Annotated in this window: 13 protein-coding genes; 7 read left to right on the forward strand and 6 right to left on the reverse strand. The window is 48.2% G+C overall.

Annotated features, from left to right (window positions below):
• Positions 1 to 366: 366 nt before the first annotated feature.
• Positions 367 to 1,749, reverse strand: a complete 1,383-nt coding sequence (locus JJU34_RS10425) for a RagB/SusD family nutrient uptake outer membrane protein (protein ID WP_228692301.1) — start codon at positions 1,747 to 1,749, stop codon at positions 367 to 369.
• 19 nt (positions 1,750 to 1,768) lie between these two features.
• Positions 1,769 to 4,738, reverse strand: a complete 2,970-nt coding sequence (locus tag JJU34_RS10430) for a SusC/RagA family TonB-linked outer membrane protein (RefSeq protein ID WP_228692302.1) — start codon at positions 4,736 to 4,738, stop codon at positions 1,769 to 1,771.
• A gap of 525 nt (positions 4,739 to 5,263) precedes the next feature.
• On the opposite strand from JJU34_RS10430, the gene JJU34_RS10435 reads away from it, so the two are divergent.
• Positions 5,264 to 5,932, forward strand: coding sequence for a YdcF family protein (locus JJU34_RS10435; protein ID WP_228692303.1), 669 nt, complete (start codon positions 5,264 to 5,266; stop codon positions 5,930 to 5,932).
• A gap of 203 nt (positions 5,933 to 6,135) precedes the next feature.
• Positions 6,136 to 7,836 (forward strand): hypothetical protein, encoded by a 1,701-nt coding sequence (locus tag JJU34_RS10440; RefSeq protein ID WP_228692304.1) that lies wholly within the window; start codon positions 6,136 to 6,138, stop codon positions 7,834 to 7,836.
• Between the two features lie 50 nt (positions 7,837 to 7,886).
• Here JJU34_RS10440 and gldD read toward each other — a convergent pair whose 3' ends face one another.
• From gldD to JJU34_RS10455, 3 genes are all read right to left on the reverse strand, one after another.
• Positions 7,887 to 8,528 (reverse strand): gliding motility lipoprotein GldD, encoded by a 642-nt coding sequence (gene gldD / locus JJU34_RS10445; protein ID WP_228692305.1) that lies wholly within the window; start codon positions 8,526 to 8,528, stop codon positions 7,887 to 7,889.
• A 105-nt stretch (positions 8,529 to 8,633) separates the two neighbouring features.
• Positions 8,634 to 10,112 carry an IMP dehydrogenase gene (gene guaB, locus JJU34_RS10450; protein WP_228692306.1) on the reverse strand — a complete coding sequence of 493 codons (1,479 nt, stop codon included), beginning with the start codon at positions 10,110 to 10,112 and terminating at the stop codon, positions 8,634 to 8,636.
• Between the two features lie 193 nt (positions 10,113 to 10,305).
• Entirely contained in the window at positions 10,306 to 11,496 is a 1,191-nt protein-coding gene (locus JJU34_RS10455; RefSeq protein WP_228692307.1) for a class I SAM-dependent methyltransferase, read from the reverse strand.
• A gap of 343 nt (positions 11,497 to 11,839) precedes the next feature.
• Between JJU34_RS10455 and JJU34_RS10460 the strand changes: the two genes are divergently transcribed.
• The 3 genes from JJU34_RS10460 to prmC are packed head-to-tail and all read left to right on the forward strand — an operon-like array spanning position 11,840 to position 13,339.
• Positions 11,840 to 12,124, forward strand: coding sequence for a hypothetical protein (locus JJU34_RS10460; RefSeq protein WP_228692308.1), 285 nt, complete (start codon positions 11,840 to 11,842; stop codon positions 12,122 to 12,124).
• Between the two features lie 29 nt (positions 12,125 to 12,153).
• Complete coding sequence (locus JJU34_RS10465) at positions 12,154 to 12,486, forward strand: magnesium citrate secondary transporter (protein ID WP_228692309.1); 333 nt, start codon at positions 12,154 to 12,156, stop codon at positions 12,484 to 12,486.
• A gap of 7 nt (positions 12,487 to 12,493) precedes the next feature.
• A complete protein-coding gene (prmC, locus tag JJU34_RS10470) occupies positions 12,494 to 13,339 on the forward strand; it encodes a peptide chain release factor N(5)-glutamine methyltransferase (RefSeq protein WP_228692310.1) in 846 nt (281 codons plus the stop codon).
• Here the strand turns inward: prmC and JJU34_RS10475 are convergent.
• On the reverse strand, positions 13,334 to 13,954 hold the full coding sequence (locus JJU34_RS10475; RefSeq protein WP_228692311.1) for a thiamine pyrophosphokinase: 621 nt from the start codon (positions 13,952 to 13,954) through the stop codon (positions 13,334 to 13,336). The two genes, prmC and JJU34_RS10475, sit on opposite strands and share 6 nt — an antisense overlap.
• A 201-nt stretch (positions 13,955 to 14,155) precedes the next feature.
• Between JJU34_RS10475 and JJU34_RS10480 the strand changes: the two genes are divergently transcribed.
• Entirely contained in the window at positions 14,156 to 14,668 is a 513-nt protein-coding gene (locus JJU34_RS10480; RefSeq protein WP_228692312.1) for a 3-hydroxyanthranilate 3,4-dioxygenase, read from the forward strand.
• Positions 14,669 to 14,960: 292 nt separating this feature from the next.
• Entirely contained in the window at positions 14,961 to 15,590 is a 630-nt protein-coding gene (locus JJU34_RS10485; protein WP_228692313.1) for a hypothetical protein, read from the forward strand.
• Positions 15,591 to 15,656: the final 66 nt, after the last annotated feature.

Here is a 15,656-nt window from a genome sequence, read left to right on the forward strand (position 1 = left end):
ATTGATGGTCGTGTTGCTCTTTGGCTGCCCGGAGGATTTTGAAAGAAAGCTCAACCAAATGAAAACCAGACATAAAAAACGTAAAAGAGACATCGACCGGTATTACAAAAACGATGGCTAGTTTAACTTAGTAAAGTAGTATTAAAAAACGGATATTGTTCTCATCAAAAAAATGATTGCTACACAATCCATTAAATTTCTAAAGCGCTAAAAACGGAGGCTAGTTGTTTCGTATCATAGATAAAAGTCATCTGTAAATTAACGAAACGAAAGTAAGAATTATTTACATTATTGCAAGCGACCCAACAAAAAAAAGAGGCTGTATGTAAAATTAGATACAGCCTCTCGTGTAGGGTATTGCTAGGATTAATTGCCTCGATAAATGTCCCAGCTTACTTCAGCTTGTGGATGCGGGAACTGTCGGAAGATCGTCCCGTTGTCGTATTGGGTAGGAATCTCACTTAACCTGTCGTAGCGCCTTGCGTCTATCCATCGGTGGCCCCAGGGTTCTGCCCAAAGGGAGTATCTACGTTGGTATAGAATCTCATCGATAAGTGCCTCCGTGGTGGTAGTGCCCGCATAGTCTCCAATACCAGCAGCGTTTCGGATCACATTGATGGCCTCCACCGCATCATCGGACTGACCTAATTGCGCGTGGGCCTCCGCCTTTAACAAGATCAACTCTTCGTTTCTGATAAACGGAACGGGTGCGGTATTCGTCTCCCATCGGTTATCCTGATGCGTTCCAATCAAAGCACCGGCAGCATCCGTGGTGATGGTGATAGGTGTAGTACGCTCGAAAAACTTGCGGCGTACGCGGAGATCTCCCGCCGTAGTGTCTGCCAAAACGGAAGGATGCACCACGATCATCGTATTCACCGCAGCGTTTCTTACGTAGAACAAGGGGTTGAAGACGTCTGGCGGGCCGGTATAAGGGTGTGCAGGACCTCTCTGAAGGTTACCATTCAGATCCATAAACGATGCATCCAGTGCGGTCAACACGCCCTGCCAGTCTTTACGGTAAATATTCAACCGTGCTAGGATCGCGTAGTTCACTTGCCTAAGTGCGGCGAGCGTGTTAAATCCAGCAAAGCCTGGAGTCAGCATCAATGGGAAATTTCCGGTACCGGCTGCCTGAAAGCTTTGATCGGCTTCCAGAAGAAGGCTTCTCGCGTGGTCAAGCGCTTCTACGTAGGGGACAAATCCACCGGGGTTCAGTTCATCTGCAACGTCGATTCGGATACCATTGTCATACACGAAGTTTGCCGGTATCATAAATTGATACCCCTGGATCATTTTGGCAAAGCCTATTACTGCTTCTCTTTCTTGGGTACTTATAAGATTCGTATTTGACGCAGATTCTATCAAGACCCTACCCTGTAGGATTGCTTGGTAGGGGGAGAAGAAGGAACCTCCACCGGTGTTTCCAAAGCCAAAGTAGGAACGATCCGGAACACGTCCGGCCTGACCTAACCAGTCAGTTTGGAATCGCGGATCCGATGCATTCAAATACCAGATTTCACGGCCAAAGGTGTTCCATGCCTGGGAGACGTTGGTTACGTATCCCCTATGCCTGGCTTCCAAACCTGTTAACACAGATTGGATTTGAGAACGCGTCGCATTGTTGGTGACGCTTGCTACGGAGGGATTGTTGGGATCATCTATTGGGTCCAACTGCAATGGATTGCAACCGGCAAGCAATAAACCTCCTAAAGCCAAGCTTGATATATAGGTTATAAATCTTTTCATTTCTTTATAGGTTTAGTCTTTAGAAGTCCAAGTTGATGTGGAAGAAGATTCTCCTTGGAGTTGGGTAAGGAGCAATGTCCACGTTGTTATCCACAGACCTTGCTCCAAACGTAGACGTCTCCGGATCGTATCCGAAATAGTCTGTGAACAGGAACAGGTTGTTTCCGGATACCCCCAAACGGACGTTCTCCAGCGCGTTTCCAAACATATTGTTCAGGGTGGTTTTCGGAACCGTGTAGTACAGTCCTACTTCCCTGATTTTTATAAAGGAGGCATCCTGTACCCACCTTGCTGCATTATTAAAGGGTGCTGGCGGTCGTTGCCTTCCGTTGGGAATGCCGTCACCGTTGTCATCGTCAAACCAACCCGGCGTAGTTCCTCCCGAGTCGGACAAGAAAGAGGTTAAGTTGATGTTTTCTCCTCCTTGACGCCATTCCGTCATGATGGACAGCTCCAAGTTTTTCAGGATGTTAAAACTGTTAAACATGGACATGTTAAACTTGGGTTGTCCGTCGCCCCAAATGGTAAATCCTCCGGGTACGCTGGCGTCTGCCGGTGTACCAACAATCGTGGTGGGAGAATATCCCTGCGCATACAAGAAGGTACCCAACCCCGATCCAAAAGCACCTTGGGTATAGGTAGGTATACCCAAATAGGTCATGTTCAGTCGGTTTTGCCAGTAAAGCACTCTGGAGAACCATTTGAAGTTGGCGTTGTCTACTACGGTGGCCGATAAGCCCAGCTCGATTCCTTTATTCTGGAGTTCCGCCTGATTACTTGGGGTAGACGATAAGCCGGTAGCAGGCGACAAATTCAAGTTCTGAATATTGTTCTGTGTATTTTTGATGTAATAGGTTGCTTCCAATGCGATTCGGTTGCTCAGAAACGCCATGTCCAATCCGAACTCAAGTTCCGTGGCAGTTTCAGGAAAGATGTTGGTATTGCCCACTTGGGTTCCCACTACAGATCCCAACATACCCCCAATACTGGAAGCAGGAAGCGGCGTAAACACGTTGCCAAATGCTACCGGACCGGCGGTTTCACCATAAGCGATTCGTGGCTTCAGTTGATTAATTGCGGGCACGTCCCAAAAATCAAAGTTGGCAATGTTCACAGCCAAAGAGGCTCGGGGAAACGCATAGAACTTTTGATAATCTCCATTTAGGGTGGATTTGTCCCATCGGACACCTACGGTACCTACAATTTTGTCGTCAAAATTGGCTTCTTGTTGCAAGAAAACACCCGCTTCCTGCACCATGGTCTTCTCGTCAATGACGATTTCCTGGATATTTGCCTGCTTGAGGTTTGTCTGTCCGGCCACCAGTCCGCGGCCCCGGTTAAACAATGCGCTGTTGTTAAAGTCAAGTCTGACAATACCCGCTTGCGAATTCATGTTTACCTGACCCAAATTCCAGTTATAAACCAACGCAGCTTGGAAGTTGGTATTAAAGCTCTCCTGCCTGCCCACATACAAATCGCCGGGATTTGCCTGGCCTCGCTGATACTGTAAGAATTCCGGCAAATACACCATGGTGCTGTTTTGGAGGTAGTCCAAACCTCCCGCCACGTTTGCTCTCAGAAAGCTATTGTTGGTCTTAATGAGGTCAATGTCCATGTTGAACGCCTGCACAAAACGGTTTACCTCGGAGTTGTTTATCCCATGGTCGGTTACGGCTACAGGGTTTTCTGCAAAATAAGGGTTGATTGGATAGTCACCATTTGCATTTGGCCGTAGGTCAAAGTAGTTCGGCACGTAGGCAATGCTATATCCGATACTCGCTCCTGAGTTATTTTGATTGCCGGTAAACCCACGGTCTGTATTAGACTGAATATAGTTGGATGAGAAGCCCAGTTTAATCCGGTCAGAGAGCTGATGGTCCACATTCGCCCGGATAGAGTACCGGTCAAAACCGGTATTTCTCACGGTACCGTCCTCGGAAGTAATGTTTCCGGAAAGAAAAAATTTGGTTTTGTTATTACCTCCAGATATGTTGAGGCGCGTATTGCTTAATAACGCTGTGTTGTTGTAGAAGAAATCTTCGTAGTCTATGCGCGTTCCCTGCCGGAATCTCTCGAGCTCAGTAGCCCTTCTTGCCTCCGTGGTGAAGAAAAAGTTGATCTTTTCTTCGCTCCAGTCATCCACACCCAACAGCCTAAGGGGAGTTGCAAAACCGATGTCCTGGGACAAGGATACCTTGGTACGACCTTCGGCCCCTCGCTTGGTGGTGATGATGATTACACCGGCATTGGCTCGCGTTCCGTAGATCGCTGCTGCGGAGGGGCCTTTTAAGATCTCAATGGACTCAATGTCTGCCGGGTTAATGTCTGCAAGTCGGTTGGCCCCGTCGTCTTGGGTGTTTGCACCTGCTCCGGTTACTGCCGCTCTACCGGTTTGCTGAAAGGAGTTGTTGATATATACCCCATCCAAAATAATCAGCGGCTGAGAGGCGCCGATCAAACTGGAAATACCCCTCAATTGAATGGACACCCCTCCCCCGGGAGCGCCACCATTGGAGCGGATAGTCGCCCCAGCTACTTTACCGTACAGCGCACCGTCCGTAGTTTGTATGGTGGTAGTACCGGTCAATTCCCTAGCTGATACCGAACTGACTGCATTTGCCAGATTGGAGCGCTTCACGGTAGACGCCAAACCAGTAATCACGACCTCCTCCAAGTTGGTAGCATCCTCTCGGAGCGACACCTGTAGGTTGTTATTGGTCGGGCTTACACTAAACGTTTGGCTCAGATAGCCCAACGAGGAAATCACCAGTGTAGCACCTTCGTTGCTGTCAAATGAAATGCTGAATCGGCCGTCGATATCAGCCACCGTACCACGCGTGGTATTTCGGACCAAAACACTTGCGCCAATGAGTGATTCTCCGGTACGGTCATCGGTAACTACTCCCGTTACCGTGTATTGGCCAAAGGCCATTCCCATACTGAAAACCATCAATGCCAAGCTTAACGAAAACTTGTAAATTTTTACCATTGATTTTGTTTTGATTGTTAAAAACTAAAACTGAACTAGTACTGTATACTTACTTACTCCTCTAAGGCAAAGTCACTTGCAATGTGATAAACTATATTATTTTGATTTTAGTGTAAACAAAAAAATGTTATTATAGTTCAATTAGCCTGAAAAATCATCTGAGAATCATTTCTGGTTAAAAATAAAAGGGATTGTTGGCAACGTATTATCGAAATGAACATGTGCTAGACTTAGTGGATTCGTCTGATTCCGAGGTTTTGGCTGAAAGAATTGCTTGTTGCAGCACATTTGCCCAACGTAAACTTCTAATCGTGAATTCCGAAAAATAACGCTAAGGATAACGCGTGGATGATCCTCCGAATGATTGGTATCAATAGTGTATTTTGGCCTTTTTCAGAATTTTATTCTGTCTATTAAATATCTGGCTTTTGCCGATTCAACTGGATACGAGGCATTTTACGCAAAAATGGGTTGAAAATGCAGCCTTTATCTTCTAGTTTTGCTTTCAATCATCCAACTATTCGCATGACGAAAAACCTGCATGGAATACCCCTCTCTACCTGGAGCTTGGCTAAAGTACTCTGGGATTACCATCACACTCACCACCAATTAGAGCACGCAGAGTGTATTCTCGTTTTGGGCAGCAATGACACCCGTGTGGCGGAGCGTGGAGCGGAGTTGTTTCTGAAAGGATATGCACCGTTACTCGTTTTTTCTGGGGGATTGGGAAATTTCACGCAGGGACTTTGGAGCGAACCTGAGGCGGATAAGTTTGCCAAGATTGCCTTTCGTATGGGGGTACCAAAAGAAAATGTGTTGATCGAAAATAAGTCCACCAATACCGGTGAGAATATCCGAAACACACAGCGGCTACTTGCCGAAAAGGGTTTGAATCCGCAGCGCTTTATCGTGGTGCAGAAGCCCTTTATGGAACGTAGGAGCTTAGCCACCTTTCTAGTGCATTGGCCGGAAAAGGAGCTCATGGTCACTAGTCCGCAGATTCCCATGGAGGATTACCCCAACGATGAGATCAGTCCAGAGTTGCTGATCAATGCCATGGTGGGTGACTTACAGCGCATCAAAATCTATCCAAAAAAAGGTTTTCAGGTCTACCAGGAAATCCCCCCAGCCGTTTGGGCCGCGTACGTAAAGTTAGTAGGCTTGGGTTATGATAAGCACCTTGCAGTAGAGTAAATCTTTTTGAAAAATGACCTATTCTACTACCTAATCCCCTGTATAGCTATTTATTGAGGCCTGTAGGAAAACTATTAGGATGCGTGCAGCTAAAAACAATTTTCTTTGAATTTTTGCAGAGAAAATTACTATATTGGTTCTCTTTCTCAGAAATACCCACGCCGAGAAACACTACCAACTACCACCCAAACACCAACCTGCCCATGAACCCTCGCATCTCCCAAGCTGCCGGTATGGCTTTCCTGTTCTTATTTGTGGCACTTTTTGGCCTCAAATTTAAAGAGTCCAAAGAACCACGATCCACTAAACCGCCCAAGTTGTCCCCCCGACTGGAGGCAGTGCGGCAATTTGCCGAAACAGTCTTAGAACATGCAGGGGATACGTATCGTGCCACCCATACTCCTCTGTTTGTGGATGGGTTACGGGTGGCAGATTATACACCGGTGAAGTGGCTGCACGAGGGCGAGGCTTGGATACCCTCTAACCTTGCCAATCAGCAAAACCTATTTCGCACATTTGTGGGATTGAGTAGGCTTACCGGGAACTCCCGCTACGAGGATGCCGCAAAAGCTGCTATCTCCTATGGCTTTGATCATCAGCAACACCCCAATGGGTTGATGTATTGGGGAGGACATCGGTTTTTTGACCTGGCATCGGGGCGTTTTGTAGGAGAGGGCTACCGCCACGAGTTTAAGTTTACGCTGCCTTACTATGAGTTTATGTGGGAAGTGAACCCCGAAGCATGCAGGACCTTTATGCGATCTTTCTGGAATGCCCACATGCTGGATTGGGAATCCATGGACATGAACCGGCACGGAGCCTACGAATCCACGCTCGGCAGCCTGTGGGAGCGTTTACCGGTCGATGGTCCGGCTTTTTTTGAGGGAGATGGCCTGACATTTATCAACGCAGGTACCGACCTGATCTATGCAGGTTACATGCTTTATCAGCTAGAAGGAGAGGAAGGGGCATATACGTGGGCGAATCATCTGGCCAAAAAGTATGTGGAAGCCCGGCACCTCGACACGCAGCTTGGTGTGTATCAATACAGCAAGCCCATTCGGAAAGACACCCCTCCAGCCACCGGGCCCCTTCCCACCACCTCGAACTTCGGAGACCGGGCCGAGAACCAGTTTTCCGCGGATTTTGGAGAAGTAACCCGTGAAGGCTACCTGCTGCGCAACCCAGGAGCAATCTACGGGCACAATGCCATTATTCAACTTCAAATGGCAGAACAATTGGGAGATCGTGGCAAGGAACTTCTTGGCTGGACCCTGGATGGGCTCAAAGCCTGGGCAAAATACGGCTACGATCCCGTCCGGAATTACGCTAGACCCATGTGGGCCGACGGAACAGACCTGTCCGGTTATGAGATAAAGCGGGATGGCTATTATGGAAAGGCCGGTACGACGTTTCAACCTTCGATCGTCCCACCGATTCTACTTTGGTCCTATGCCTTGGCCTTTAGGCTTTCCGGTGATCCGGAACTAGGGGAAACGATGCGCCATATGGCGAAGGGTTTTGATTTAGGGGATTGGGGTACTTGGGGAGTACCGCCTAACGTTAACCTAGGGACTCAGGCCGCTGACCCCTTGATACTGTATGCCTTGCTGGAGCTCTGCAAGGCTTCAGACCGCCCTGAGTTTCGGCAACTTTCCGAGCGCATTGGCGATAACATCCTGTATCAGCGCTTTCGACGGGGGCTTTTCACGCCTAGCGCCGATCACGTGTATGCCAGCGTAAATGCGGTTGAGCCGCTTTCTTTGTTGGCCTTAGAAGCCATGTTGTTGGGAAAGGAAGACTTGGTCCCTGCTTACAATGGGGGCAGCGGCTATTTTCACGGACCCCACGACGGTAAGGGGAGAACGACGGATCAGGCAGTGTTTTGGAGTGCCAAAAAGTAGTCTTGCGGCTAGTGGCAGGATTTGTCAAGTAGATCCGTAGCTTGTGCTTTCTATTTTTGACGGGCTGCCAATCCTGCACCGGCAAAATCTAATGTGTTGATCAGGTGCATCACGTCCGACTTAATATATTCGATGATCGGAGCGAGGGAGTCATTTTTGACGGCCGTGTTGAAATAAAGTGCACCCCTGAGAAAATGACTCGTGGAGTCGGTTACAAAAAATTGAAACTGGGTTGGCACCTCTCCGCTTAGTTCGGCCACCAAACCCGTATACCCCGCTGGGTTACGAACCACCATCTCGTCTATGCCATATGCCTTTACTTGATGTTTGGAGGTGAGGGAAATCGCATCGTCCAGGTAGGCCTTGAGGGTTGCTCGTTGCCCGTCTAAGGATTTGTAAGTCAGGTGTACCCTAGCGTCCCATTGCGGATAATGGAGGTTGATCCAACTTTTCTCTTCCGGGTTAAAGCTATCCGGCTCCACTTGCGCGTGCCTGGAGTACTCGAATTGGTAGGGTAGATTTCCCTCTAAGGGCAAGAAGGCCGGATCCGGCAGATCGATCCGATTGTAGCCCTTGGGTTTGGGAAGGTAATCCGACTGGCAGGAAACCGAGAATACCGCTAGGCCAAATAGGAGGATTAGCGCACATAAACCTAGTCGGTCCTTGCCGAGGTAATGCTTAGTCATGCTCATACGTAGTGTATAACTGCGATTCAAGGGTCTGTAGTATACCATACAAAAAAAGCCCTGGAAGAATTCCAAAGGCTTTTCTTGCATACCTAAATTTCAAGCGTAAACTTACATCTTCGCACTGTAGTTAGGTGCCTCCCGGGTGATGTTTACATCGTGCGGGTGAGACTCTCTGACTCCAGCAGTGGTGATTTTTACAAATTTGCCGTTTTTCTGTAGATCATCTATCGTGGCGGTACCGCAATACCCCATTCCAGCCTGCAATCCTCCAACCAATTGGTACAATACCTCAGAAACCAGACCTTTGAAAGCCACTCGGCCTACAATGCCTTCCGGTACCAGCTTTTTGATGTTGTCTTCGGCATCTTGAAAGTATCGGTCTTTGGATCCGGATTCCATGGCTTCCAGAGAGCCCATGCCTCGGTAGGATTTGAATTTTCTGCCTTCGTAGATGATGATTTCGCCAGGTGCCTCCTCCGTTCCGGCAAGGATGGACCCGATCATGACCGAACTCGCACCGGCGGCAATGGCCTTCACCACATCCCCAGAATACCGGATTCCGCCATCTGCAATCACACCTATGCCAGTACCCTTTAGTGCCTGGGCGCATTCAAATACCGCAGAAAGCTGTGGCACGCCTACTCCTGCGATGACGCGCGTAGTGCAGATACTGCCCGGGCCTACACCGACCTTTACCGCATCTGCACCTGCCTCTGCCAATGCCAGGGCGGCCTCCGGCGTTGCGATATTTCCCACGATTACGTCTAAGTCGGGAAATGCATCTTTAATCTTTCTGCAAGCATCGATGACACCTTTGGAGTGCCCATGGGCAGTGTCAATGGAAACAACGTCTACCCCGGCTGATTTTAGCGCTTCCACACGGTCCACAATGTCAGCAGTAACCCCTACCGCCGCGCCTACCCTCAAGCGACCAAATTCGTCCTTGCAGGCATGTGGTTTGTCTTTTCGCTTTAGGATATCCTTGTAGGTGATCAGTCCGGTTAGTCTGCCTTCCTCATCGATTATAGGCAGTTTTTCGATCTTGAATTCTTGCAAAACCTCCTCAGCCTGTTCCAGCGAAATACCCGCTTTGGCTGTGATGAGGTTCTCCTTGGTCATTATCTCGCGGATATCCCGGTTCATGTCCTTGATAAAACGCAGGTCACGGTTGGTAATAATTCCTTTCAGGAACCGGTCTTTATCCACCACCGGAATTCCACCAATGTTGTATTCTTTCATAAAATGCTCCGCATCTCGCACTTTGGAGTTGATATCCAACGTGATGGGATCCAGAATCATTCCACTTTGAGACCGCTTCACCTTACGGACCTGGGCTGCTTGCTTTTCGATGGGCATGTTTTTGTGGATGAACCCTAAACCGCCTTCCAAGGCAATGGCTATCGCCAACTCTGCCTCTGTAACGGTGTCCATAGCCGCAGATACCAAGGGAATTTCCAGCTTGATATTTTTGGTGAGATAAGAAGAGGTGTCTGTTTGTCGGGGAAGTACCTCGGAATAACCCGGTACTAGAAGCACATCATCGTAGGTGAGTGCTTCAAAGAGAAATTTATCGGAATTTTTGTTCATGGCAAATGCGTTAGGGAACCGTATTTGCCCGTCAAAGATACTATGTTTTTCATATGTAAATCAACTGTTTTTAAAAATTTCTATCAAAGGATCAAAAAATACCCTCCATTTCAGGAATTTTCTTTGGCCTGAGCGGCCAACGTCACAGGCGTCTGTCTAAGATTGGCTACCACATGGAGGTAAAAAAAGCAGACTAGCCTATTTTTTCCATCCGGGCAATGTAAAATCCGTCGAAACCACTCTCGTGTGCCAAGACTTTTTGGTCGTCCAAAAGTTTGAAAGATTTACCCGCTTCTGACGCCAAAAACTGCGCTACTTGCTTTTCGTTTTCCTCTGGGAGAATGCTACAGGTAGCGTATACCACCCTGCCGCCCACCTTTACCATGGAGGTGTAGTTTTGTAGGATCTCCTGTTGTATGCCCTTTACCCGTTCGATTTCTTCCGGGCTTAGCTTCCACTTGGAATCAGGGTTTCGCTTGAGTACACCCATTCCCGAACAGGGGGCATCGAGTAACAGGCGGTCGGCTGTATTTCGGAGCCTTTTGATGGTTTTACTTCCTTCGATGACACGTGTTTCGATCACGGAAACACCGCCCCTACGGGCTCTTAGTTTGGTGTTTTTCAGCTTGTAGTCCAACACATCCATACTCAGAATGCGTCCTTTATTTTCCATCAGCGCCGCTAAATGCAGCGACTTGCCTCCGGCACCCGCACAGGCATCTATTACCCTCATGCCAGGTTCTACGTCCAAGGCTCTGGCCACTAACTGGGAGGACGCATCTTGAACTTCGAAGAAGCCTTCTTTGAAATAGGTGGATCGGAAAATGTTTTGCCGTTGTTCCAGCACCAGAGCGTCCGGATAACCGGCGGGTTGGTAGTTGCCAATACCCTCGGACCGCAATTTTTCGCTTAATTCTTCCGGGCTGATCTTGAGGGTATTTACCCGCAGCACTACGGGTGCCGGTTCATTTAGTGCGGCGATTTCTGCATCCCACTTGGCTCCCAGGGACTGCTCTCCGATCTGATCCATCCAGTCCGGTATGGACTCAAGTACGGAACGCTGCTGGATTTTTTCTAGCCTGCGTTTGATCTGACGTTCATCCAATCCATGGAACTCCTTCCAATCTGGGAGGTTTTGTCCTTTCCAAAGCAAGTAGGTACCCAGCATCTTATACAAGTCCTTGCTGGGGCTCAGTGCTTGAATCAACCGCCACCAACGTACCATTTCATATACTGTCTCAGCAACAAACCCCCGGTCCCGGGCACCCCATTTGGGATGGGATTTTAGTGTCCGCTCTATTACCTTATCTGCATAACCTTGTTGGTTAAATATGGCTTCTAAGGCCTCGATTACACCCTGCACAGTGTTTTGATGGAGTTTCATCTGTCTATAATTGTTTTTTAATGGTCAGATGGAATCTCGCATGTTTGATAGTCATCCCAGTGTGTGACGGATACGTTATGCTCGATTTCATGTGTCTATAATTGTTTTTCAGCGGTCACAACTTGTCCCGGTCTATCGGGATGCCTTCCTGTCGGCAAACAGGTCGGATGGCTTTTTCCCATCCCCTGTGTGGGCACATATGCGAATAGCCATTTCGGGCCAACTCATTCATTTGAGCCTGCAAATATACGGATTTACTCTCCGTATGACCTAATCCGTGTTTTTTGGCACCTTCAGGTCGGTTGCGACTCAGTTTGGCAGGAATTTGGTATATTTGTTCGGTATGGGAGAAAAAAAATGTCCACACTGCGGAGCTTGGTCCAAGTGGAACCAAGATATACAAGATAGTTGCGAGCACTGCGGCGGGAAATTGGGCGGTGCAGACCTGGCTTTCCACGAAAAGCGGCTGGCTCAGGAGAAAGCAAACCGGGAAAACTGGATTTTTTACATCAAAGAAACCGACAGTGGCTTTGTACGGGCGGTTAAGACAGTGGGTAATTTTTTCTACACCATATACATCGCCATCATTACATTCCTAGCCTGGCTCATCGCTGTATTGCCCGGGTAATGGCTGTTTGGAAAAATCCCTTTTTTCTTGTGCCCTGCGTCATTTTTTGGGTGAATCAATACCTCGAAAAGGCTCTTGCAATCTTTGTCCCACTGGTACACAGCTACCTGGATGATCTGCTGGCTATGCCCGTTATTTTGGGAATTACGCTACAGGTGTTTCGCTGGGTTCATCCAACGGGGGAGCAATTTCGTTTTTCCACCATGCAGATCGTGGTGGGCGTAGCCTATATCAGTCTGCTTTTTGAAGTGCTGCTTCCCATGTGGTCTGAGATTTACGTGCGGGATTTTTGGGATGTGGTTTGCTATGCGGCGGGAGCCTTCTATTTTTACTTTTTCATCAATAAACAACCCACTGAATAGGTACCTGATGGCTATACCAGTAAGACAATTATTTCTCACCGATCGGGAGAGATTATCACCGACCTATTCCAAGGAAGAGTCAGAAAACCTGGTACTTTGGTTAATGGAACATTACTTGGGAGTTGCCAAAAAGGATCTCCTGCTGAACAAGGTGCTTTCCGAGATTCCAGTCACTTACCATGCAGCCATGGACCAGTTGATAGCAGGTAGACCTATCCAATACATCCTTGGAGAAGCCCCTTTTTATGGGAGAAATTTTTTGGTAAACGAAGCGGTACTCATTCCGCGAAGAGAAACGGAGGAGTTGGTGTACGGGGTTATTCAAGGACATCGGGCACCGGATCTGCGTGTGTTGGATATCGGTACGGGCTCGGGCTGTATACCTGTCACGTTGGCCTTGGATTTGCCAAATGCGGAGTTGTATGCCGTGGACATCAGCGAGGACGCCCTGGATGTAGCGCGGCGCAATGCCCAGCTGCACGGGGTAAAGGTGGTATTTCAGCGATTGAATATTTTGAAAGAGGCATTGCCTTGGAAAGATTTGGACATTATCCTTAGCAATCCCCCCTATGTAACAGAGCGTGAGAAGGATCAGATGAGTGGCCACGTCTTGCAGCATGAGCCCCATCTGGCTTTGTTTGTACCAGATCAGGACCCGCTGAGGTTCTATAGAGAGATCGCAGAAAAAGCATGGAAGGCGCTAAAGCCAGGGGGCATGTTGTTCGTGGAAATTAACGAAGCTTTTGGATCGGAGACGGTTAATTTGATGCGTGAAAGCGGATTTACGCATGTGTCACTCAAAATGGACATGCAGGGAAAAGACCGCATGGTGCAGGCTCAAAAGGGGTTATAGGCCGGAAACAAAAAACTCTCCCACCCAAAATAACTCCGTACTTTGTAAGCGGATGGTTCCCTCCTCCACTTCCAAAAAAGTGGCATGCCGGATCTGATGAACCGTACTTTCTTGCTCTGTGCTAACTTCCACGAAGCTGTTTTCCCTTCCATGCAGTTGGATACTGCCTCCTGGTACCCATTTCTTGAAAGAGGGATCTTTTACCGGAAAATAACGCAAAGGTCCGTCAAAAAGGACCAAGTCCAATTGCTCCAGATAAGGCTCCAACAAGAACGCTTCCCGGTGATCCAAACCGATTAAGTTCACGGCTTTTTGGCCGGCGCGTATCATGAATTCCAGCCCAGCCACTAAAGGGCTTCTGCCTTCCCTATCCACGAGTGTCAGGGGAAATTGGGCATCGACGAGCTCATTGAGGGGTATAGCAAGGGGTAGTTCAGCAACAACCGCGTCAATCTTGATGCCGTGAGAAGCCAGTTTTTCTGCCACCTCCTGCGTGGCAACCACGGTAGGTACCCATTCCAAGAGCTCGCCGATTACCTCGGTATGCAGGCTTTCCAATCGAAGAATAAAGAGTGCTGGTTCTTGGTTTTCCCGTACGAAATGGTGTGAGGACATAATTAGAGAAAAAACGGTTGCGGACCTGTAAAGGTAACGATTGACAAACATTTATTCACTTCGTTGGGCTGGAGCTTTTTGAGAAGACCCTAGGCAAATTATTCCGGGACTTTTTGCGGATAGGTGTTTTATGGCTACTTTTAGGGTGGTGTAGACCACCGTTTTTACACATCCCTTTTAGAATCAAAACGCACAATACCTATGGCCATTTCCCAACCCATAAACTTCACCAAATGGATAGAAGCTAACCGCCACCTACTCAAACCACCCATCGGTAACCAAGTCATGTACAAGGGTAATGACGACTTTATTGTCATGGTGGTTGGTGGGCCTAATTCCCGAAAGGACTTTCATTACAATGAGGGGGAGGAGTTTTTTTACCAACTAGAAGGAGAAATCACCCTGAAAGTGGTGGATGAGGGGGAGGTGAAGGATATCGTGATCAAGGAAGGAGAAATGTTTTTGCTGCCAGCCAAGGTACCCCATAGCCCCAGAAGACCGGCCAATACCATCGGGCTGGTATTTGAACGGTACCGAAGGCCCGGCGAGAAAGACGGTTTTATCTGGCACTGCGAAAACTGCGGCCAAAAACTCTACGAGGAATACCAAGTGGTGACGGATATCGTCAGTCAGCTACCTCCCATAATGGAGCGGTTTTGGAGCGATCCGGCCCACACCACCTGCAGCGCTTGCGGCACCGTAATGGCTAAGTGAGGCTTTTGATAGCCGGCGCTTGTAAATCCAACATATTCATTATATTTACAGAAATCAGCGGTTTGATATGGGTAAGGGTAGTTTTACGTGTGATTTTTCAGTAACGTGCTCATCGGAGAAGCGTTGCACGGCCCGTTTTTTTTGGCACAATAGGGCTTTTGTAGGTTAGTCCCCTGCCACTTGGTATGGTGGGGGAAAGAACACCCAAGCTAAGTAAGGTTCCGCGTATGTAGGCCGGTCTATTCTGCCGGATCAGGAGCCAACATGGTCAAACTTCAACAACAGGCAACTTATGAAATGGGTTTATAGTGTCAAAAATAAGATGATGGCTGCGACATCATTGGCCTTGGTGCTGATGTTGGTGCTGATGAATAATTTTTCAGAAAGGGAAAACACCCTAAAAGTGAATAAAGCCATCCATTCCATCTACGACGATCGATTGATCGCGGAGAGCTGTATCTTCCATTACCTAAATCATTCCCACCAAATCATCGAGGCGATAGACGATGTGGGTGCAAGTTCGATGGAAAAGCGGCGTGCAGTGGATGAGCGGCTTCGCGAGGTCCGAATTATTCACGAGGATTTTATGCAGACCACCTTTACCGAGCTGGAGTCGTTGGATTTTGAGGCGCTGACGGCGCTTTATGCTGACATGGAAAAGGCCTCTGCCAGCGGCAATATGGTGCAGGTAAAAAAATCCGCCAAGGAAACCATCGGCTTATTGGAGGCACTATCGGATATTCAACTGGCAGAGGCCGAAAGTCAGATCCACGAGATTAACCGGATAAACAGTTCCACCATCCTACATTCCTACATGGAGGTTGCGGTACTTATCGTGATTGCGGTGTTTATCCAAGCGCTGGTGTTGGCTTCCAAGTCATTGAAAGAGGAGGTGGTCAAGTCGGATCCTAGCTTAAATTAGGCTAGAGACGAATTTTGAGCCCACGTTACAGCGTAATCGTTTGGCGGAATTAGAAACAAGTTGTAG

This window comes from Lunatimonas sp. (assembly GCF_020832325.1).
Classification (GTDB): Bacteria; Bacteroidota; Bacteroidia; order Cytophagales; family Cyclobacteriaceae; genus Lunatimonas.

What these genes read in the sequence shown, in the direction of transcription:
- JJU34_RS10480 (WP_228692312.1), top strand. Translation starts at nt 14,156, where the DNA reads ATGGCCATTTCCCAACCCATAAACTTCACCAAATGGATAGAAGCTAAC.
- JJU34_RS10425 (WP_228692301.1), bottom strand. Translation starts at nt 1,749, where the DNA reads ATGAAAAGATTTATAACCTATATATCAAGCTTGGCTTTAGGAGGTTTA.
- JJU34_RS10430 (WP_228692302.1), bottom strand. Translation starts at nt 4,738, where the DNA reads ATGGTAAAAATTTACAAGTTTTCGTTAAGCTTGGCATTGATGGTTTTC.
- JJU34_RS10460 (WP_228692308.1), top strand. Translation starts at nt 11,840, where the DNA reads ATGGGAGAAAAAAAATGTCCACACTGCGGAGCTTGGTCCAAGTGGAAC.
- prmC (WP_228692310.1), top strand. Translation starts at nt 12,494, where the DNA reads ATGGCTATACCAGTAAGACAATTATTTCTCACCGATCGGGAGAGATTA.
- JJU34_RS10440 (WP_228692304.1), top strand. Translation starts at nt 6,136, where the DNA reads ATGAACCCTCGCATCTCCCAAGCTGCCGGTATGGCTTTCCTGTTCTTA.
- JJU34_RS10485 (WP_228692313.1), top strand. Translation starts at nt 14,961, where the DNA reads ATGAAATGGGTTTATAGTGTCAAAAATAAGATGATGGCTGCGACATCA.
- gldD (WP_228692305.1), bottom strand. Translation starts at nt 8,528, where the DNA reads ATGAGCATGACTAAGCATTACCTCGGCAAGGACCGACTAGGTTTATGT.
- JJU34_RS10455 (WP_228692307.1), bottom strand. Translation starts at nt 11,496, where the DNA reads ATGAAACTCCATCAAAACACTGTGCAGGGTGTAATCGAGGCCTTAGAA.
- JJU34_RS10435 (WP_228692303.1), top strand. Translation starts at nt 5,264, where the DNA reads ATGACGAAAAACCTGCATGGAATACCCCTCTCTACCTGGAGCTTGGCT.
- guaB (WP_228692306.1), bottom strand. Translation starts at nt 10,112, where the DNA reads ATGAACAAAAATTCCGATAAATTTCTCTTTGAAGCACTCACCTACGAT.
- JJU34_RS10475 (WP_228692311.1), bottom strand. Translation starts at nt 13,954, where the DNA reads ATGTCCTCACACCATTTCGTACGGGAAAACCAAGAACCAGCACTCTTT.